13 protein-coding genes and 1 tRNA gene are annotated in these 20642 nt (G+C 60.4%); 12 read left to right on the forward strand and 2 right to left on the reverse strand.

The features are described 5' to 3' along the window. The first annotated feature begins 587 nt into the window (after positions 1–587). Positions 588–1868 carry a tyrosine--tRNA ligase gene (tyrS, locus tag J3U87_RS19050; protein WP_237377366.1) on the forward strand — a complete coding sequence of 427 codons (1281 nt, stop codon included), beginning with the start codon at positions 588–590 and terminating at the stop codon, positions 1866–1868. A 60-nt stretch (positions 1869–1928) separates the two neighbouring features. Beyond that, on the forward strand, positions 1929–3314 hold the full coding sequence (locus J3U87_RS19055; RefSeq protein ID WP_237377367.1) for a Rossmann-fold NAD(P)-binding domain-containing protein: 1386 nt from the start codon (positions 1929–1931) through the stop codon (positions 3312–3314). Between the two features lie 171 nt (positions 3315–3485). On the opposite strand, the gene J3U87_RS19060 is transcribed toward J3U87_RS19055, so the two are convergent. After that, on the reverse strand, positions 3486–3881 hold the full coding sequence (locus J3U87_RS19060) for a zinc ribbon domain-containing protein (protein ID WP_237377368.1): 396 nt from the start codon (positions 3879–3881) through the stop codon (positions 3486–3488). Between the two features lie 636 nt (positions 3882–4517). Between J3U87_RS19060 and J3U87_RS19065 the strand changes: the two genes are divergently transcribed. From J3U87_RS19065 to J3U87_RS19110, 10 genes are all read left to right on the forward strand, one after another. Then, positions 4518–6536 (forward strand): penicillin acylase family protein, encoded by a 2019-nt coding sequence (locus J3U87_RS19065; protein WP_237377369.1) that lies wholly within the window; start codon positions 4518–4520, stop codon positions 6534–6536. A gap of 260 nt (positions 6537–6796) precedes the next feature. Then, positions 6797–8278: a pentapeptide repeat-containing protein gene (locus tag J3U87_RS19070; protein ID WP_237377370.1), complete on the forward strand. Its 1482-nt coding sequence runs from the start codon at positions 6797–6799 to the stop codon at positions 8276–8278. Between the two features lie 300 nt (positions 8279–8578). Next, a complete protein-coding gene (locus J3U87_RS19075; RefSeq protein ID WP_237377371.1) occupies positions 8579–10087 on the forward strand; it encodes a M28 family peptidase in 1509 nt (502 codons plus the stop codon). Positions 10088–10202: 115 nt separating this feature from the next. Next, positions 10203–10727, forward strand: coding sequence for a preprotein translocase subunit SecG (gene secG, locus J3U87_RS19080; RefSeq protein ID WP_237377372.1), 525 nt, complete (start codon positions 10203–10205; stop codon positions 10725–10727). Positions 10728–10796: 69 nt separating this feature from the next. Further along, positions 10797–10883 (forward strand) — tRNA-Leu (locus J3U87_RS19085). Positions 10884–10972: 89 nt separating this feature from the next. Then, positions 10973–11914: a hypothetical protein gene (locus J3U87_RS19090; protein ID WP_237377373.1), complete on the forward strand. Its 942-nt coding sequence runs from the start codon at positions 10973–10975 to the stop codon at positions 11912–11914. Positions 11915–12654: 740 nt separating this feature from the next. After that, entirely contained in the window at positions 12655–13839 is a 1185-nt protein-coding gene (lysS, locus tag J3U87_RS19095) for a homocitrate synthase (RefSeq protein WP_237377374.1), read from the forward strand. Beyond that, entirely contained in the window at positions 13823–15115 is a 1293-nt protein-coding gene (locus J3U87_RS19100) for a 3-isopropylmalate dehydratase large subunit (RefSeq protein ID WP_237377375.1), read from the forward strand. Before lysS ends, J3U87_RS19100 begins: the two co-directional genes overlap by 17 nt. A 101-nt stretch (positions 15116–15216) precedes the next feature. Beyond that, positions 15217–15729, forward strand: coding sequence for a LeuD/DmdB family oxidoreductase small subunit (locus tag J3U87_RS19105; RefSeq protein ID WP_237377376.1), 513 nt, complete (start codon positions 15217–15219; stop codon positions 15727–15729). Next, positions 15729–16775, forward strand: coding sequence for an isocitrate/isopropylmalate dehydrogenase family protein (locus tag J3U87_RS19110; RefSeq protein ID WP_420038215.1), 1047 nt, complete (start codon positions 15729–15731; stop codon positions 16773–16775). Before J3U87_RS19105 ends, J3U87_RS19110 begins: the two co-directional genes overlap by 1 nt. Positions 16776–17785: 1010 nt before the next feature. Here J3U87_RS19110 and J3U87_RS19115 read toward each other — a convergent pair. Beyond that, positions 17786–20197 carry a S9 family peptidase gene (locus J3U87_RS19115; protein ID WP_237377378.1) on the reverse strand — a complete coding sequence of 804 codons (2412 nt, stop codon included), beginning with the start codon at positions 20195–20197 and terminating at the stop codon, positions 17786–17788. Positions 20198–20642 lie beyond the last annotated feature (445 nt).

The following is a 20642-nucleotide window of genomic DNA, read 5'->3' on the forward strand; positions in this document are numbered from 1 at the left end:
CCCATCCAGCCGGGTCGTTTGGAATGTCGCCATGTTGCCGTTCCTGGATGGGCGTCGGCCCGAATGACGAGGTCTGTAGCCGGGATGGACACCTAGCCCCAAAGAAGACTACCGAACGGATATGAATTGAGTAAAAAAGTTCTGTCGTAATCGGGTTTGGTAAAATTTGATAAGATGTTTTTGCGGTTACGCCTAATTTTGTTATAATTTTTTCAAGATGAAGGGCGAATGCTTAGGTTGCCTTCCCGCCTCGTAAGCGGCGGTGCGGCGCCTGATCGCTCATTCGACTGCTGTTGTTGTCCTTAGTCGGCCTTGGCGGTGTTCGGAACTCCCGAGCATCCCATTGAAAACCGTGGCAATCCACTGGGGAAGCGGGTAAAAATAGGGCTTTCATTCGGCGGGGTCGCATGTGTCGTGCTCTCAGGAGCGGGCACAGGGCGACCGGGTTTCCGATGAGGCCGACCGGCACTCCCCCAAGCCGCGAAGCACCACGGTTCCGATTCGCTGATGGATCGGAAGCGACTCGGTCCGGAAGCGTGCGACCCCTGAGAAATGACTCATTTCAAGAGATGCTCCAGGAGGCTCCCATGAAGGCAAGCGTGCTCGAAGAATTTGAATGGCGTGGTCTGGTATACGACAAAACCGAAGGCCTGGGCCAATGGTTGGCCGAGGAGAAGGTTTCCGCATATATCGGCTTCGATCCCACCGCGGATTCTCTGCACGTGGGTAGCCTGTTGCCCATCATGGGCCTGGTCCGCTTACAGCAGTACGGGCACCGTCCCATCGCCCTGGTGGGCGGGGGCACGGGCATGATCGGCGATCCCAGTGGCAAATCGAAAGAGCGCAATCTTTTGGACGAGGAACAACTGGCCAAGAACGTGGAAGGCATCCGCAACCAATTGGCCAAGTTCCTGGATTTCGAAACCAAGGAAAACCCCGCCAAGCTGGTGAACAACTACGATTGGCTGGGCAAAATGAATTTCATCGAGTTTTTGCGCGATGTGGGCAAGAACTTCACGGTCAATTACATGATGGCCAAAGAATCGGTCAAGCGCCGCATCAACAGCGAGGAGGGCATCTCCTACACCGAATTCACCTACATGATGTTGCAGGCCTACGACTTCTACAAGCTCAGCCAGAGCGAGGACTGCTACCTGCAGATGGGTGGAAGCGATCAGTGGGGCAACATCACCGCGGGCATCGACTACATTCGCCGCCAAGGCGGCAAGAAAGCCCACGGGCTGGTGTTCCCGCTGGTGACCAACAGTTCGGGAGCCAAATTCGGAAAGTCCGAAGAGGGCAACATCTGGCTGGATCCCGAAAAGACCTCGCCCTACCGGTTCTACCAGTTCTGGTTGAACTCGTCGGATTCGGATGTCTTGGGGTACTTGAAGAACTTCACGATGCTGGATCAGGACCAGATTGCCGAGCTCGGCCATCGATTGGAGACCGATCCCGCCTCCCGCGCAGCTCAAAAACGGCTCGCCGAGGAAATCACACGGACGGTTCACGGACAGGAAGAGCTGGACAAGGTTCAGCGTGCCTCGAAAGTGATGTTCGGCGGCAGTGTGGAGGGCCTGACGGCCGCCGACATTTCCGCGATTATTCGCGAAATGCCGGCCACTGATCTTGCGCGTGAAAATTTCGAGGGTGAAGGTTTTTGGGTTCCTGAATTATTGGTAAGCTGTGGTGTGACCAAATCGAAAGGGGAAGCGCGCCGCCTGGTGACGAGCGGTGCGGTGTACGTCAACAATCAACGCGTTGCCGATGCCAACCACAAAATCGTTTTGGATCAGGCCATCGACGGCCGGTTTTTGGTGCTGCGCAAGGGCAAGAAAAATTACCACCTCGTCAAGATTTTGTCTTGACGCATCTTGTTTGCCGCGGCCAGGGGAACCTGGCCGCCCAAATGCACAAGGGGGAGTGCTTTGACTCAAGAGAAACAATACCGCGGTATTTTGCCGGAACCCACACCGGAAAACGGTTTTCAGGCGTCGGGCGGTCTTAGTGTCAGTTTCCTGTTGGGTACGGACGTTCACATCGGTGAACCCGAAACCTGCGAACAACGCGTGGCCATCACGCCCGAGCAGATGGGTCTGCTGAAACGTTGGTTGAACGAGCTCGGTATCGAAGGGCGGTTCTACGTGGTTTCCGGTGCCGGAAACGGCGCCGGTTTTTCGGATGGAATGTACGTCGAGGTCGGTGCGGAAATCGTCGAGGAAGAGGATTTGCCGCGATTGGAGCGGCTCCCGGACGTGGTGCACGCGCTCAAGGAATCCACGGCGTACGAGGCCACGATTCCCGGCGCCTTCATCCGTATCGGCGCCCTGCATTCCGGTGATTTCACGCCGGATAGCGGCTTGGCCGAGTTCATTGCGGGCGGTAGTTTCTGCGGCGTCTTCGACGGTTCGGCGGTGGGCGGTTTCGCCTATCGGTGCGAGACCGATGTCAAGCCCAAGTATCCCGTTCCCCTGCGCTCCAGCATGTCGGTATACGCGGGAAAGTTGGCGGGCCTCGACGTCAGCGAGCACCTGGATGTCGACGAAAAGGTGGTGATTTCGGGCGGCGGCATCGCCGGCACCAGCGCGGTCAGCGTGTTGCTGGAAGAGAAGAACTTGGAGCGCATTCGCGAAATCCTGATTTTGGAAAAGTCTCCCCTGCGTTGCGAACAGTTGCGCGAGCAGTACGCCGAATACCCGAAGGTCCGCATCAAACAGAGCGGCAACGTGGCGGATGAAGATTTGCAGGGCGCCAAGGGTTTCATTTTGACCATCTTCCTGCAGGGAAGCGGCGCCACACCCAAGGTCGCGCGCGTCGAACAGATGCGCCTGATGCGCGAAGGCGCGGCCATCGTCGATGTGGCCATCGATGAAGGCGGCGGCATTCGCATTCCCAAAGACGACGAAGTGGATTCGGTGACCGGTGGACGACCTCGCATCACCGCGGCCGACGTGCGCGGCGAGATTCAGGCGCTGGGCAAAAACCTCGCCTATACCGCCGACAACCACATGCCCCGTCGCCAACCCAAGTTGGCATCGGTCGAGCACGGCGAAACCGCATTGATGTATCTCGCCACGCTGATGTACCTGTGCGCTTTGAAGGGGTCGCCGGAAGCCGCCCTGAAGTTCATTATGGATCAGGACTACATGGAGCATCCCAAGACGATCATGTCGGCCTTGGTTCTGGACCTCAAGCACGGCATGGCCTTCGCCCGTCAGGACAATGTCATGGTGTTGTACCGTCACGTGCTCAAGAAGTCCGACGAAATTCGGCTGTTTCTCAAGGAACGCGGCGTTCAGGGCGTGTTCGCCTGAACCTCCCGGGGCCGGGTGTTCGCGATCGAGAGAACGCCCGGTCGATCCTGCGGCAGGTCTCTTTCTCCACTCTCGGGATTTCCACTGAAAGGGTGCGGTGACGAATACCGGTCGCGCGCCCGCCACCACGGGACCGACGGCGTCGTTTCACGCCGTCGCTATCGACCCGGATCAGTGGGCGCGACTGTCCATCTTTTCCTTCTGGTCGAAAAATTTTTTCAAGGGTTTCAGGTGACGGGCCTCCATGTACTGCGTCGCGGCCGGCGGCAGGATCCGGGTGGCCTCGGTGACCAGGCCCGAGCGAACCAGGCCACCGAGGCCGGCCAGATCGTATTCGATACCCTGACAGATGGGGTGATCGACCTTCCAACCGGTGTCCGGATAGCCTTCTAGATCCTGATTTCCGTTCTCGTTGGAGAGGATCTGGCAGTTCAACGACTGACCCTTGTCCATAAAGAATTGGTTTTTGCAGCTATTGCAGGTGGTCTTCAGTTTGCCCAAGGGGACTTTGGCCAGGGCAATCGTCGATGTTTTCCCGCATTCGGGGCATTTGATCTCCAAATTCATCGCACGCTCCAATTTGCCAATCGGCGGCATGTGTGGGGTTGACGTCGACTCCGGTCGCGAGTGGTGAATGCTTGGAAAGCAGGTTCGGCGGAAGTGGGATGGGAGTTGACGCGTACCCATCCAGATACAGCGGTTTTTTGCAACGGTTCCTCGGAACCGGCAAGTTCTCCCTGCAGATTGGTACCGGTAATCAGGTGTCAGCTAATTATCTGTGGACAAGAATCTTGCCGAGAACTGAAGCCTGAGACCGGGTACCGTGCCCATCCAGCCGAACTGCCATGGGTGTTGTCACCATTTCGTTTCTGGACGGACACTAACTATGCTATCGGTTGGAATGAGCCTCACTTGAAGAGTCACGGGTGATCCGCCGGCGCGGGATGCGGCCCTTTTCTTCGACGGTTCGTGGCTGTTCGAGCCAACTCGTTTATTTTCACTTCGCGATGCCGGTCCGAAAGTCTCGGAGGCACCGACTCAGGTTAGAATGGGTTCATGTCGAAGCCATCGATGAGGTAGGGTCCGGGCCAGGATTCGTCGCGGTGTTCGGATCGCCCCGGCGCGCGTGCCCGGTAGCCCCCGATCGCGGTCGACGGGCTCTTTGGATATTCGAAACCAACCTCCAAGCCAGGACGGGCTCGTATGTTGAAAAAACTGTTGATGTTTTTGTTCCTGTTGCTCGTTTTGGGGGGAATCGGCTTCGCCGTGTGGTTTTTTTTGATCGACGGCAATGTCGATGACCTGCTCGGTCCTTCGTTCCCCAAGCAGGCCAAGGGATTGAGCCGGCCCGGAGAGATCGCGATGCACGGCAACGGCATGGCCTCCCTGTCCGCTCAGTCCGAGCGGGATCTGCTCTTTCTGCAGGGGTTGTTGCACGCCCATCACGCTTCGGGCCGCCTCCAAGCGTTGCGCGATCTGTTTCAGGGACATCCCGCCGCGGACTTGCCATCGGAGCTGGCCGAACTGGCTCCGTTGTTCTACTACCTGGATCTACACGACCTGGGTGAGCGCTGCCGCGAGCTGTATCCGCCCTATCTGCAGGTACTGCTCCAATCCTACGCGGACGGGCTGACTGCCGGAATGGGCAAGGGTCAAGCCTGGACGGTGGCCGACGTGCTCATGGTCCATCGCGGTTACGCGTTTTTGTTCGGCCGCAACTGGGTCAAGGATTGGGGCGCCCGCAACCTGGCCTCGGCATTCGGCATCGAACGGGCCGCCCAGGTCTTCGACTATCCGGTCCCGACTTCCCCGGCCGACGAGATGGTCTTCGCCGCCGAAGTCGAGGGCCTGTTTCGCCGACCCTGGATCGAGCTGGTCCGCGTGGCCGGAGAGGGGGGCGTCATGGCGCAACAGGTGCGTGGCCACCCTTATCTGCGTTTTCTTCCCTTGCCGACCCAGTTGGAAATACCCGAACGGCTGTATGCGGAAGGTTTGAGTCTCGTCGGCGTGCCCTTTCTCTGGTCCGGCAGGACCGAGACCGTCAATTTCGTCGTGCAACCCGTGCTGGCCGACGACGAGTACTTTTACCAGTTCGACCCGGCCTCGTTGCTGGGCCGCGAGGACTTGTTCATCGTGAACCGGGATGCGCCGGGACGGGAACGCTATGAGGAGGCGCCCCGTTACTCATGGTTCGGGCGTCGCGTGACGCCCCTGGTCTCTACGAGTTCGGGGCGGGAAGTCTTTTACGACTGGGATGGATTTCGTCCCAGCATGGATCTGGCCGCCTTCTACCACCTGCTGCACGCCGCCAATGTGGACGAAGCGGTGACGGCCTTTCAGTATCATCAAATGCCAGCCGTGACCCTGAGTCTTGGCAATGCGGGTGGACGCTGGTTTCACCGTCGTTACCTGCCTGAGCCTCCCGGTCGGGCCTGGTTCCCACCGGCTGCCCAGCCACGGGTGTTCGATCGTGCTTACGTCGAGCCGAGTCCCCCGTTTCGGAGTGTTCTAGGGCTTGATTTTTCCTCGTCGGCCGAGCAGGCCACATGGGCTGATCTGGCTCGTGGCAACGGTTGGCGACAGGCCTCCGAACTGGATCGGCAACTCACCGAGCTACTGCTCTTCAACCTGGACGGCTCGCTGCGCAATCGATTGGGAACCGAGCGAACGGAACGCGCGGTCACCCTCCTGCGGGGTGACCAGGACCCCGTTCGCGCCTATTTCCTTCAGGCGATCTGGGACGAGGGCCGTCAGGCGCTGGGTGGACAGGTGTTCGAAGAAGGGGCTTCGGCGTTCGTCACGGCCATGGACCTGGAATTGTCTCGGCTGATATTGGAAGCGCTGCAGCGTCGAGGTGGCGAGGGCATTCTCACCCAGGCCGGGGTACGGGGCCAGAACGAATTTCTGTTCCAGGTATTGCGCCGCGCCTTGGCCCGTTTGGACAAGGCCGATGACAGTGGGTCTTTCACGTATCGCGACCCGTCGGGCAAAGAATTGACCTCCGCCCGCGTATGGCCGGCAGGTGTCCCGGCGGTGACCGCCCCGGCCGTAACCGCCGGTGGAGATCGAGTGATTCAAGTGTCCTTCTCGACCCTCGTGCTGGCCGATCCCTTGTTCATGTGGCGGTATCCGGCACTCGAAAAGAACGAATTGGGTTCCCCTCAAAAAGTGTTTTTCAGTCCGGCCGAGGCCCGCACCTGGACGATTCGGCCCGCAAAATAGCGCCGATCGCCCTTCTCCACGGAGGTGACCCACTTCCCACCTCTCTTGCGTGGCGACCGGTGATCCGATTTACGGCAAACCATGGATGCGACGTGTCCCCGAGCGGGGATTGTGCGTATAATGTGCCTTGAATCAACGTTTATGACTTCATTTTCCTATTTCGCTTTGCGGCCGGAATCGATTCCTGCGAGGACGGTCCGCCCGGAATTGTCGTGACCGGCATCGGCCGGACGCGGTTACGGGCTTTTCTCGAGTGGCACATGGTCGACAGTATTCACAACCTCTCCAAAGAACAACTGCTGCACGTGCTCAAAACCAATCTCGCCGGTTGGAACCAGTTGCGCGCGGGCTTTCCGGATTACGTGCCCAATCTGAGCAAAGCCGATTTGAGCGGTGTCAACCTCGCGGGTGCGGATTTGCGGCGGGTCAATTTGATTCGGGCCGACCTGAGCGGGGCCAATCTCAACAAGGCAGACCTCAGCCGCGCCAACCTGATCAGCACCCATTTGGCCGATGCCAACCTGAGCGGCGCGCTGCTCAAGGAGTCCAATCTCATGCGCGCGGTACTCGACCGTTGCAACCTGAATCGGGTCGACCTTTCCGCGGTCAATTTCGCACAGGCCTCGTTGGTGGGGGCCAATCTGATCCGCGTCAACCTGGCCAGTGCCGTGCTCACCGAAACCAACTTCACCGAAGCCAACATGGTGCATGCCTGCCTGACCGAGGCCCAATTGGAGAAGGCGATTCTGGTCAAAGCGAACCTGATCAACGCGGACCTGGAACGCGCCAATCTCTGCGATGCCGACTTGAGCGGAGTGACCCTCAACGAGGGAAAGTTGGCCGGCGCCAATTTGAAGCGCGTCGACCTGTCGATGGCCGATCTGAGCTGGGCCGACTTGAGCGAGGCCGACCTGGTTGGGGCCAAGCTGCGACGGGCCGACCTGACCAATGCCGATCTCAGCGGCGCTTGCCTTCAGCATGTGGATTTTACCGGGGCCACCCTCGCCAAGAGCGATTTGAGCGAGGCCGACTTGATCGGTGCGACCCTGATCGGGGCCGATCTGGAACGAGCCCATCTCGAACGGACCCTGTTCGGCGAAACGCTTTTTGGAAATTCGCGGTTGAAACATGCCGAGCAACTGGCGACCAGCGCATTTCGCGGGCCCTGCGGTCTGGATCACCGCACGTTGATGCAGTCCTGGCCCTTGCCGGTCGCCTTCCTGCAAGGCTGTGGTCTGCCCGACAACATGATCGAAGCGCTCGCCAAACGCGATTCGGGCTACCACTCGTGCTACATCTCCTTCAGTGGCTACAGCGATCGCGATACCGAACTGGTGGAGCGGCTCCACACCGATTTGCAGGTCAAGGGCATCCGGTGTTGGCAATCGCCTTATCGCAGCCGCGATCAAAAGGACAGCGAGCGACCGGCCGAGGCGGGTTCACGGACCACCGAACGGGTCGTCATGGTGCTTTCCTCGCACAGCATGTACAGTGAATGGCTCAAGAACGAGGTGGCCTTTCTGCGCAAGCAGGAAGCCAAGGACGGAGCTCGGCGGTTGTTCCCGGTGAGCCTGGTGGATCAGCAGGAAGTCGCGGAATGGGTATGTCCCGATCCGGAGACCGGAGTGGATCATGCGCCGGCCTTGCGGGAGCACGGCATCCTCGATTTCAGCGAATGGCGCGATTCGGACAATTATTCGTTCGCCATCGAATTACTTCGGGACAGTCTTCGTTTCATGTGAGGAAGCTCGGGGCCGCGAGCGCGGACCGGGCGATCGGCGAGGGTGGTTCGCCGCTGATCCTAAATGCCCGCGAACCGCGCGTCAACCCATGGGAACCCTTCGATTCCGGGTGGAAAAATCGCGGTGGGACGGTGGATATGGCGGTTTTGCCGCAGAGCCTGGGGCCGAAACCTCGTATCCATCATGTAAGATGGTTCCTTGAACTGTATCGACCGATGGTTTCGGCTCGCACCACGGCGGCTTTCCCGATTTCCCATGCCGTGGGGCCGAGTTCGGAATGTCGCGGCCCGGGGGGGTCTCTTGCCTCTTTGTACCTTTTTGTTACTGTCCCTTCTGGGGTTGGAGTCCGACCAGGTGGCCCGTGAACTCCAAGCCCACATCCGCTTCCTGGCCGACGACCTGTTGGAAGGTCGCGAGACCAGCTATCGCGGCCAACGTCTGGCCGCCCGTTACCTGGAGACCCAGCTCGAACTGGCCGGCTTGCAGCCGGTGGACGGCGCATCGGACCACGGTTATTTGCAGCCTTTCGACGTGCGTGTCGCCGAGGCCGAAAACGAGTCCCATCGAGCGCGGTTCCGCGGTGGCGGACGCGGCACTTCCTGGGCCCATGGTCGCGACTATCAGGTGATTCCCTACGGCGTCGGGCGCTACGACCGGGTCGCACCGATGCTCTATTTGGGTTACGGCATCAAGGCCGGCGATTACAACGACTGGGCGGGTATGGAGGCCAAGGACCACTGGGTCGTGGTGCACGACGGCCTGCCCGAGAACCCTTCCAAGGACGGCCCCTTCTCCTCCAAGGAAGCCCAACGGTTTTCCAATTTCATCAAGTTCTACAACGCCCACGGTGCGGAAGCGGCGGGCCTGATCATTTTGAAAAAGCGAAACCCCGACAAACCCCTGAGCTACCTGCCGGCGTTGCGGGATATGGAACTGGTGGAAACCAACGAATTCGAAACGAAGCTGTTTCCCATCCTTTGGGTCTACGAGGACAAGTGGCCCGAACTGTTCGGCCGCAGTTACGAACGGTTTCAGGAAGCGCACGACCAAATCGTGACCAAGGAGCGGCCGCGCTCGATGGAGATCCGCGGCCGGAAGCTGGCGCTGAAGCTCAACATTCAAAATCGCGTACGGCAAACCGAAAACGTGGTGGGTTGCGTACCGGGGACCGATCCGCAACTGCGCGACGAAGCCCTGGTGATCAGCGGCCATTACGACCACCTGGGCGTGATTCACGGTGAGGTCTTCAACGGCGCCGACGACAACGGCTCCGGTACTGCCACGCTGTTGTTGTTGGCTCGCCACTTCGCCAAGAACCCCACCCGGCGCAGCTTGATTTTCGCCTTTTTTACCGGTGAGGAGCAGGGCCTGTTGGGATCCGACTGGTTCGTGGCCAACACCCCGATTCCCCTCGAACGCATCGTGGCCAATATCAACGTCGACATGATCGGCCGCAACGCGACCGACACCATCGGCGTGATTCCTTCTGCCGGCAAGAGCGTGTCCACCATGAACGAGGTGCTCGATGCCGTCAATCTCAAGCAGAGCCAGGCATGGAGCTTCGACCGCAGTTTGGACAAGTACCACAACCGCAGCGACCAATATCATTTCGCCAAGAACGGGATACCCACCCTGTTTTTCTTTTCCGACGTGCACCCGCACTACCACAGCCCCGCCGACGATTGGGAGCGCTTGGACTACGACAAGCTGGCGCGCTTTTACACGCTGATGCGAGATTTCCTGACGGAAGTCGGCGATCGGGAAGAGCGTCCGAAGTTCTTGGAAACCGAGGCGGTTCCCGATCCCTGAGCGACACCGGGTTCGGCGGTCCTTTCAGCCCGGCTGTTCCGGGCCTTGGCAGCGATGATTTGTTGTGTTAGACTGCGACGTTCCGGGCCACGCCCGTATGTCATGGAGGAATCTGATGGGCTTTTTCTTCATCATCCACTGTTTTCTTTGCGTACTTTTGATTCTCGTTATTCTTTTCCAGGATGGGAAGACCGGCGGGCTCGTAAGTGTGGCCGATAATTCGAGCTCTCTTTTCGGCGCTCAAGGTGCGACCAGCTTTTTGACCAAATTTACCTCGGCGATCGCCATCCTCTTTATGGTTTCGTCCATGTTCCTGGCTTACCGCAACTCTCCCGACAACCAAGGGATCGCTTCCGGCTTCACGCCCACGACCCAGGCTCCGGTAGAGAGTACCGTGGTTCCCTCGAATGGAAACTCTGGCGATGCCGGTTCTTCCACCGTTCTTCCCGAAGGTATTCAGGCCATCGATGCCGAAGGCAATCCGATCAACCTCAAGGAGGCGATCACCAACCAAGAAGTGATCACCGATCCCAGCCAGCTTCCGCCGGACCTGCGCGAGGCTGAAATGCAGCGGATCAAGGAAGAAACGGAAAAAGCGAAGAAGCGCGCGCAGGAAGCGTCCGAGGGTAACGATCCCTAAAAAAGTTTCTGGAAATACAGCTTGCTTTTGCAGCGGTGCTTTTGTAGAATGCACCGCTGTAACAGAGATGCCCAAGTGGTGAAATTGGTAGACACGCTATCTTGAGGGGGTAGTGACCTTTCGGTCGTTCCGGTTCGAGTCCGGACTTGGGCACCACCTCAAAACAAAAAAGGCACCCCCTCGGGTGCCTTTTTTGTTTTGGGGCTGCGTTTCGGATCGAGGATTCGCGAGTGCGGAGGCCGCCCGTGTTTTGGATGTTGTTGATGCTTCTGGGGGCCCAGCCCGGCAAAGCCCCGTTGGAAGGGCTCAGTCCCGATCGCTTCTCGATCCACGAAATCCACGGCGTGGAAGCGCCCACCGGCATCCTGTGTCACGAGGGGGCCTGGTACCTGACCGCCGGACTGCCGGAGTCGCGTCCCGGCCTGTTTCGGCTCCTGCGCGAAACCAACGGCCGTTTCGAGGCCAAGCTGGCCTTTCCCGCGATGCAGTTGGATCTCTCCGCGCTGTTCCAGGCACCCGGGCAGGGCAATATCGGCTTGATCAGTGCGCGCACCTTCTCGTCCGAGGAATCGGATTGGCTCGGCACCTACGCGGTGCTCAACCTCGAGACCATGACGCCGCACCATCGGTGGACGCTTCAGATCGATCCGAAGTGCTACAACGGCACCTATGAATGCGGTCTCTCCTCCGTCGTTCACCTCGACGACAACCGTATCCTGGCTTTTCGCACGGCCGATCCTGCCCGCGTCACCCTGCTCACCAAACTGAACGGCCAGTGGCAGCCGTTGCAGGAGGTGACCCTGGTGATCGACCGCAAATACGTCAAGGTTGCCGAAGCGCGCCGTTTCGGCGACCGCATCCTGTTGTTGCTCCAGCGGCGCTGGATGCTGGTGGAGTTCGACATCGCCGCTTTCAACGATGCCGAGCTGGCGCGCCTCGAGTTGACCAAGCGCTTCGATTTCAGTGCCTTGAAGAAAAAAATCGTGAGTGCCGACCTGCGCACCCGCTACGAGGGGTTGGCGGAGGGTTTCGAGATCGACGACCGCGGCAACCTGTTGGTGGTGTTGAACAACAACGGGTTCGGGTACCAACGGATTCCGGAAACCGACAAGACGGCCACCAGTGGTCGCCTGTTGGTATTTCCGAAAGTGATTACGCCCAAGGATCTCCAGCAGATCGAAAAGTGAGCGGGGTGCTAACTGCGTTTGAATCCAAGCGGTTCGATCTTTTTTTGATTTTTACGGGTTGACAGGGCTCGCGCTTCACTCCTAGAATTCGCCCCATGAAAAGCGCAATCCTTCCTTCCACCAAACTTTTGAAGAAGAACAAGAAGGTGCCTACCGGCACGTTGTAGCGGCCTGTCCGCCTGAAGTTGCAACGTGCCTCGCTAAATCTAGCGGGGCTTTTTCATTTTAGGCCTCGAACATTACCGTTTCGGATTTACTCGGGAAAAACACATGTCTTTCGCCATCCAACAAACCATCGCCAAGAAAAAGGACAAGAAACGCAAACGGGTATCCCACCCGGTCGGCGGCGCTTGTCCCTGATTCGAGCCAGAATCTGAAACAGGAAAGCGGGCTTACCGGAACACGGTAAGCCCGCTTTTTTCGTTTTGGGGCCGGCCTTCCCCCGGTCGTCTCCACCTCGAAAATCCTCGATTCCCCCACCGACCTCAACCTTCCCCCAACCGTCTCGCACATCCCCAAGTGCCGTTACCGAACAAACCCCCAGCGCGCACCGCGCCAACTTCCAAAGGAGCTTTGCATCATGAAACGTCTCGAACTCGATCGAAAGCGACGGGCCACGAGCCCGAAACGCACCCTTCCTTCCATCGATAAAGCGTTTTTCACCACGTACTCCGGCTCGAATGCCGGCTTGATTTCGTCGCGCCCCTCTCTGGCGGGTCCGCGACGACGGAGGCCCGACCATGACATTGCCGCGCTTTTCCATCATTGAATCGACCTTGCGCGAGGGAGAGCAGTTCATTCATGCCTCCTTTTCCACATCCCAAAAAATTGAAATCGCTCGCTACCTGGATGCTTTCGGCGTCGAATACCTGGAACTGACGACACCCTGTGCGTCGCCCCGCAGCTTCGAAGATTGCTGCACCATCGCCGGACTCGGGTTGCGGGCCAAGATTCTCACCCACACCCGCTGCCACATGGACGACGTGCGGAGAGCGGTGGACGCGGGTGTCGACGGCGTCAACGTGGTGATCGGTACCTCGCGATTACTGCAACGCCACAGTCACGGCAAGAGCATCGAGGCCATCGTGGACCAGGCCTGTGAAGTGGTGTCGTGGTTGCTGTCGCAACGGGTGGAAACCCGGTTCAGTACCGAGGACAGCCTGCGCAGCGATCCCGCCGACCTGTTGCGGATCTACGAGGCGGTCGATGCGCTGGGCGTGCATCGGGTCGGCCTGGCCGATACGGTCGGGATCGGGACCCCTCAACAGATCGCCAGTCTGGTGGCGCGGGTGCGGACCCGCATCGGGGCCGACATCGAGTTTCACGGACACAACGATACCGGTTGCGCGGTCGCCAATGCCTTCGCGGCCTGGGAAGCGGGCGCCACCCACATCGACACCACCGTGCTCGGCATCGGCGAGCGCAACGGCATCACACCGCTGGGTGGGTTGATCGCACGCCTGCACGCCACCAACCCGGAGTTGACCCGCAAGTACGATCTCCCGCTCCTGAAGGAGCTGGACGCGCTGGTCGCCGAGATCGTCGGCATCGAGATCCCGTTCAACAACTACATCACCGGACAATGTGCCTTTTCCCACAAGGCCGGGATCCACACCAAAGCGGTACTCAAGCATCCGGCCACCTACGAGGTACTCCCGCCCGAGGCGTTCGGCCTGAGCCGCACCATTCACATCGGCCACAAGCTGACGGGCTGGAACGCCGTGGGTGCCCGCGCCCGACAACTTGGATTGGACCTGTCCGAGGCCCAGGCCCGTGATCTGGCGGTGCGGATCAAGGTCCTCGCCGATCGTGGCGACCTGAGTCCGGAATACGTGGACCAGATGATTCGTGAATGCGCCTGCGTTCTGGCCGCCCAACACCACCAAAGCCATACCGGGGAGGTAACCCATGTCACTCAGCGTTAGATCTCATGTCGAATCATCCGGGTCGAGGGTGGCCTCCGTGGATGTGGCCCAAACACTCGCCGAACAGATTCTCTCTCGCAAAGCTGGCCGGGCCGTGTGCGCCGGAGACATGATCGTCGTGGAACCGGACCTGGTCATGGGGCACGATTCGCTTTCGCCCAGCATCATTCGCGTCATGCAGGAGCAACTGGGGGTCGAGCGCGTGTTCGATGCGGGCAAGATCGCGATCGTCCTGGATCACGTGTCGCCGGCCTCGACCGTGGGCACGGCCAACAATCAAAACGCGGTGCGTCGGTTCGCGCGCGAGCAGGGCATCCAGTTGTTCGACGTGGGCCGCGGTATCTGCCATCAGGTCCTGGTGGAGGAGCGGCTGGCCAGGCCAGGCATGCTGATTTTCGGATCAGATTCCCATTCTTGCAGTTATGGCGCAGTTGGGGCCTTCGGGTCGGGCATGGGCACAACCGACATCGCGCTCATCTGGGCCACGGGCAAGACCTGGCTGCGCGTTCCCGAGACGATCCGCGTACGCGTTTCCGGGCGATTCCGTTCGGGCGTTTCGGCCAAGGACCTCGCACTGCGCATCTGCCGCGACCTGACGATTGCCGGCGCCACCTACGCTTCGGTGGAATACCACGGTTTGGATTGGCTACCCCTCGAGGGCCGGCAGACCTTGGCGAGCATGGCCGTCGAGATCGGCGCCAAGGCCGGCATCGTGCCGCCGACCGGTGTCGTCGCCGAACGGTTGACACCGCCCGACTGGTTGCAGGTCCACCCCGACGCCACCTACGCCCGAACCCTGGAAATCGACGCCGACCGACTGGAACCCCAGGTGGCGCGGCCGCACCAGGTCGACGCGGTCTGCAACTTGTCGGAAGTGGAGGGAACCCGGGTGAGCACCGTGTTTTTGGGGACCTGTACCAACGGACGTTACGAGGACATGCGCGCCGCGGCCAATCTGCTTTCCGGGCGTCGCATTCATCCCGAGATTCGCCTGATGATCACGCCGGCCTCCAGTCAGGAGCTGCAGCGCGCGATGCGCGACGACACGCTCAACACCTTGATCTCGGCCGGCGCCACCCTGACCACTCCGGGCTGCGGCATGTGCATGGGCCGTCACCAGGGCACCCTGGGCGACGACGATGTCTGCCTGTCCACCGGGAATCGGAATTTCCGGGGCCGGATGGGGGCGCCCAGCTCACAGATCTACCTCGCGTCGCCGGAAGTGGCCGCGGCCACCGCCATCACCGGCCGTATCACGGCACCTTTCGACCTCTGAATCGGAACCGGGTCCCCTGGGAGAAGCGCCGCGACGGCCGTGCCCAGGAGGTCGACAACATCCGGGGGGCCGTGCCTTCCGGAGCGGAAAGGAAAAGAATCATGGTTAGAATTTGGAAATTCGGTACCGATGTGGATACCGATCAAATCGTGCCGGGTCGCTATGCGCCCTACATGCGACCCAATGACGACGTAGCCGACGCGGCCTTCATCGAGGCGCGCCCGGACTTCAATCGCGATGCGGCGCCGGGCGACATCATGGTCGCCGGACCCAATTTCGGGTGTGGATCCTCGCGCGAGTACGCGCCGTTGGCGCTTCGGCGGCGCGGGGTTGGCGCCATCATCGCCCCCTCGTTCGCCCGCATTTTCTTTCGCAACGCCATCAATCTCGGTATCCCCCTGTACGTCAGTTCGGAAGTCGGGGAGTTCGTCGAGGATGGGGACCGTGCGGTGCTGGATGCCGAGCGCGGCGTGCTGGTGGTCGGCGATCGGGAAATACGTCTGCCGCCGCTGCCCTCTTTCGCACGCACGATCGTGGAGGCCGGCGGCATCGTGGCCTATGTGCGCGAGCATGGCCGCTTTCCCGATGCGGACGGCGAAAGGGCGGTGTCCTGATGGGGAGGATCGCGATACCTGAAGAGCGAAACCCATTGCGACTTTGCGTGATTCCGGGGGATGGGATCGGTCGGGAGGTCGTTCCGGCCGCGGTTGCCGTGTTGCAGGAGTTGTTGCCGGACCTGGAGATCGTGCAGGCCGATGGTGGCTGGGATTGTTTTCAACGCACGGGCACGGCCATGCCGGAAGCGACGCTGCAGGCGGTGCGCACTTGCGGGGCCGGGTTGTTCGGGGCCGTGTCTTCCCCCAGCCGGGCCGTGACCGGCTATCGCAGCGCCATTCTCACGTTGCGGCGCGAACTGGAGCTTTTCGCGAATGTGCGTCCCGTTCGCTCCCTGCCGGGATTGACCTCGCGCGAGGATGTGGATTTGATCGTCGTCCGCGAAAACACGGAAGGATTGTACGTGGGTCGCGAACGCAGCGAGCCCGGTGGTGCGGTGGCGGAACGACGGATCACCGAAGCGGCTTCGCGTCGCATCGGGGCTCGGGCCTTGGACCTGGCTTGCGGGCATTCGGGCGGACGGCTGACCATCGTGCACAAGGCAAACGTGCTGCCTTTGACCGATGGGCTCTTCCGCGACAGTGTGCGTGCGGTGATCGGAGAGGCCGAATCACCGCGCGTGGGCGACCTGATCGTGGACGAGCTCCTGGTGGATGTCGCCGCGCTCAAGCTCTTGGAGGCGCCCCAGCGATTCGGTGTGATCGTGACCACCAACCTGTTCGGTGACATTCTCTCCGATGCCGCCGCACATTGGTGTGGCGGGCTTGGATTGGCGCCTTCGCTGAATTGGGGCGAGGGGGTGGCCGTGGCCGAACCGGTTCACGGTTCGGCACCCGATATCGCCGGTACCGGAGCGGCCAATCCGGCGGCCGCGATCCTGAGCGCGGCCTTGTTGGTGCGCCATGTTTGGCAACGACCGGCCATGGCGGATCTGATCGAAGGCGCGGTACGAAGGGCGATGCAGGCGTCAGGCCCCGCCGCGGGCACCGCGGCGATCGGCGATGCGGTGCGGAGAAACCTCGAGGTGGCGGCGGCTTCGGGCTGATCGGGACATACTGCGGCGTCGGCGAGGTACCGGCGCCGCTCCGCTGCGCTCGCCGAATCTACCGTTGCCAAACCTGCCACTTTCGTCGAAGTGTGTTGTTTCGCAGTCCCCGAATGCCGAGAGAGGCCAGGTGCCTGTAGGTGGAGCAGCCTGCTCCACCAATCGAAGCGACTCAACCTTACGGTTTATCAGGATGCCCAAGAGCGAAGCCGATTCTTTCCCGAAACGCCCTCTCCGAAGTACCCATCCTCGCTGTTCCCGACTACCGAGAGAGAAACCATGCCTGTAGGTGGAGCAGCCTGCTCCACCAATCGAAGCCCAGCGGCATCGGAGAAGACAGAAACCTAGGAGCGAAGCTCCTTCTTTCGTGGAAGGGCCTCCCTCAAAGTGCATGGTCTCGCATTCCTCGTACGCGGAGAGAGGCGTTATCGCTGCAGTCATCATGAACTCACAACCAAGCGGGAACAGCGGACAGCGCATTTCGGCGAAGGCCCTTCGGCATGGCGACGGGCTCTGCTCTTTGGCGGCTGTCTTCTCCTGCGTTGAGTTGCTTCGATTGGTGGAGCAGGCTGCTCCACCTACAGGCACCACACCTCTCTCGGCATTCGGGAACTGCCGGGCAAAGCTCTTCGATGTGGACGTTTAGGGCAACCCTCGGCTCACGCTTCATCGCTTCCGGGACCGCTTCGAAGTGTCGGTCCAGCGCCCTGGGCGGGCCCGGCCCCCACAGGCCTGGTTTCTCTCTCTGCATGCGGGAACTGGGAGGCAGCGCATTTCGGCGAAGGTCCTTCGGCATCGCGATGGGCTTCGCGCTTTGACGTTGTTTTTCTTCGATTCCGAGTTGCTTCGATTGGTGGAGCAAGCTGCTCCACCTACAGGCATGGCATCTCTCTTGGCGTACGGGAACTTCTCGGTGCGTCACTTCGGCGGTGGGCTCCAGCCGAAAAAAGCCCGAAAAGCCGGCCAGGTGGCACGGCCTTTCGGGCTTTCGTTTCAATCGAAGCGAGCGATTATTTCAGCGTGCGCTGGAACAGTTCGTGGATCCGACGGTATTCGTCGTACCAGCCCGAGGGAGTCTGGAAGGTGTGCGGTTCGACGGGATAGGAACTCAGTTCCCAATTTTTCTTGCCGAGCTCGATCAGCTTCTGCGCCAATCGCACCGAGTCCTGGTAGTGCACGTTGTCGTCCACCATGCCGTGGCAGATGAGCAGGTGCCCTTTCAACCCTTCCGCGAAATAGATCGGCGAGCTGCGGCGATAGGCCTCGGGGTCCAGCCGCGGCGTGTTCAAGATCCGGCTGGTGTACCAGTGGTGGTAGTAGGCCCAATCGGTCACCGGGCGCAGGGCCGCGCCGGCTTGGAACACGTCCGGCTGGTCGAACATCGCCATCAAGGCGATGAAACCACCGTACGAGCCGCCGTAGACACCCAGACGATCTGCCGAAATACCGTGTTTTTCCACCAGGAACTTGGCGCCGTCGATCACGTCGTTCAAGTCGCGGCCGCCCATGTGGCGGTAGATGCCCGTACGCCAGTCGCGACCGTAACCGGCCGAGGCGGTGTAGTCGGGATCGAGCACGGTGTATCCTTCCCGCATCAACAGGTTGTGGAACATGTACTCGCGGAAATAGCCGCTCCACCCGAAGTGGGCGTTTTGGAGATAGCCCGCACCGTGGACAAACACGACGCCGGCGCCATTGGGATTCTCCGGCACGTAGAGGCGCGCGTACACTTCCTTGCCGTCGCGATTCTTGTAGGTGACGACTCGGGGTTTCACCCAGCTTTTGGCCTTGAATGCCTCGGAGCGCCCATCGTACAGCGTCTCCCAGCGCTTGCCGCGACGAACCCGGACCTGGTTGGGGGCATTGCTCTGGGCGAACAGTTCGACCATGGTGCCGTCGTGGGCCAGCGCCACGCGGTGATGGCCCACGCCGTTCGTCAGCTTTTGCATCTTGCCGCCCTTGGTGGGCATCCGGTAGAAGTGGAGCTCGCCGGGATGTTCCCTGTTGGCGTGAAAGTACCAGTACTTGTTTTCCGGGCCGACGAACGGATTGAACACCTCGAAATCGCCTTTGGTCACCGGCTTGGTCTGCTTGCTGGCCAGGTCGTAGGTGTACAGGTGCTGGAACTCGGTTTCGTCCGAAAGCCACGAGATCCGGCTGCCGTCGGGCACCCAGTTCGCCGCGCCACCGACCCAGGCGTCGAGGCCCTCGTTTCGCATGAAGAACTGAATCCAGGCCGGATCATACTGGTGATAGACGACTTCCTTGTTCATTGTGGCGGGGTCTACCTTGAGGACCCACTTGTCCTTCCAGTCCCGGCTGAAGACCGTGACCAGATAATGTGAATCGCTGGGATGGAAGCCGGAGGGCACGAAATACACCGAACGAGGCCCTTCGGGGGTGGCCGGCAGATATTTCCGATCTTCTTCGGAGATTTTGTCTTTGATCTCGGCGAGGCGATCGGTCTCGATTTCGGGGAGATCGGAAATGTCCAACCAGGAAAGTTTGTCCTCTTGGCGATCCCAGATCGCCAGTTTCCAGGTCGGCGTCTGATGGCCCACGCGCGGGCGCGCGTTCTTGGCCTGCACTTCCGCTTCCTCGTTGATGAATTCCGCGTATTGGGTGGGGTCGCCCTCGTTTTCCGGTTCCAAGGCGATCGCCACGAAGCGAAGATCGGCGGAGATGTCCAGCATGTGGCGATCGTGCTCGCTCACGTGCTTGCGGCCGATGCGGTGATCGGGACCCAGGTACAGGGGCTTGGGCTTGGCGTAGCCGCCGGCACCGCGGCGGATTTCCGCGTCGGCCTTGGCGGCCTCTTCCGCCACGTAGCGTTTGTCGACCTCGGTCAGCATGCGACGTTCTTCCGCGTGGTACCAACTGTCCGCGGGTTTTGGCTCGTCGCTCATCTGCAGGGACGTCAACTGGACGAGGCGACCCTGGCCGGGATCGAACTGAAATAGATCGTTGCCTTCGCGGAAAACGATCTTTCCATCAGGGGTGAAACGGACGAACCGGACCCATTCGTCGCGGGCGATCATGGGCGCCAGCGCCGCGTCCCCATGTGAGGACCAGAGATCGCCCTCGATTTCGGCGACCCGCAAATCCTTATGGAAAAAATTTTCCGAAACCAGTGCCTCGGAAAGCGCCTCGCGCGTCACGGGTACGACCTTTCCGTCCGCCAGTTGGATCATCAGGCGTTTTGCGGGGTGGGGGAGCGGCTGGGTCACACTGAGGTGAACGGTCTTGCCGTCGGGGGTGATCGTCAGGCTCTCCGGCAGTTCACCGATCCAGTAACGATCCTGCATGATGGTTTTCAAATCGAGCTCTTGGGCTGACAGTGGCGCGAGCGCTCCGAAGAGCACGAGCAGGCACAGCGGTGCGAGGCCTTCGAGCCGCCACTTGAGTCGGGAGAATTGGTTCACAGCAGACTCCGCAATATTAATCTTCCTTCGACAGGCAGGGGACATGCCCTCTTCACGAGAGAAGGAGACCAGCGGATCCTGGAACACGGCGGCGAATCGTTTTCAAAACGACAGCCGGTTCGGTCGAAACCGAACATCTGCGCGATCTTCGTGTGTGCACTACCCAACGCGTCGAAGCAGGGATCCCTTTCAAAAAGTCATAGGGATACAGGGTCGATCATTGGGCGCCATCATAACATAGGGCCTGCCGATTCAAGGGGATTGCGACAGGGGAAGAAGCCTTCGGTGGCGTTGCTGGAAAGCGCGCTCGCCATGGTTCGGGGAAACCGGGATGGATCGACCGGTGACCACGGCGATCACCCTGCAAAATACGCGATGGACGGCCGTCGCCATGGGGCGCGGCCGCGACCACAGGTCATCGCTTTCCCGAAAAACCCCATCAACC

Source organism: Sulfidibacter corallicola (assembly GCF_017498545.1).
Classification (GTDB): Bacteria; Acidobacteriota; Holophagae; order Acanthopleuribacterales; family Acanthopleuribacteraceae; genus Sulfidibacter; species Sulfidibacter corallicola.

What these genes read in the sequence shown, in the direction of transcription:
- lysS (WP_237377374.1), top strand. Translation starts at nt 12,655, where the DNA reads ATGACATTGCCGCGCTTTTCCATCATTGAATCGACCTTGCGCGAGGGA.
- J3U87_RS19105 (WP_237377376.1), top strand. Translation starts at nt 15,217, where the DNA reads ATGGTTAGAATTTGGAAATTCGGTACCGATGTGGATACCGATCAAATC.
- J3U87_RS19070 (WP_237377370.1), top strand. Translation starts at nt 6,797, where the DNA reads ATGGTCGACAGTATTCACAACCTCTCCAAAGAACAACTGCTGCACGTG.
- tyrS (WP_237377366.1), top strand. Translation starts at nt 588, where the DNA reads ATGAAGGCAAGCGTGCTCGAAGAATTTGAATGGCGTGGTCTGGTATAC.
- secG (WP_237377372.1), top strand. Translation starts at nt 10,203, where the DNA reads ATGGGCTTTTTCTTCATCATCCACTGTTTTCTTTGCGTACTTTTGATT.
- J3U87_RS19065 (WP_237377369.1), top strand. Translation starts at nt 4,518, where the DNA reads ATGTTGAAAAAACTGTTGATGTTTTTGTTCCTGTTGCTCGTTTTGGGG.
- J3U87_RS19100 (WP_237377375.1), top strand. Translation starts at nt 13,823, where the DNA reads ATGTCACTCAGCGTTAGATCTCATGTCGAATCATCCGGGTCGAGGGTG.
- J3U87_RS19060 (WP_237377368.1), bottom strand. Translation starts at nt 3,881, where the DNA reads ATGAATTTGGAGATCAAATGCCCCGAATGCGGGAAAACATCGACGATT.
- J3U87_RS19110 (WP_420038215.1), top strand. Translation starts at nt 15,729, where the DNA reads ATGGGGAGGATCGCGATACCTGAAGAGCGAAACCCATTGCGACTTTGC.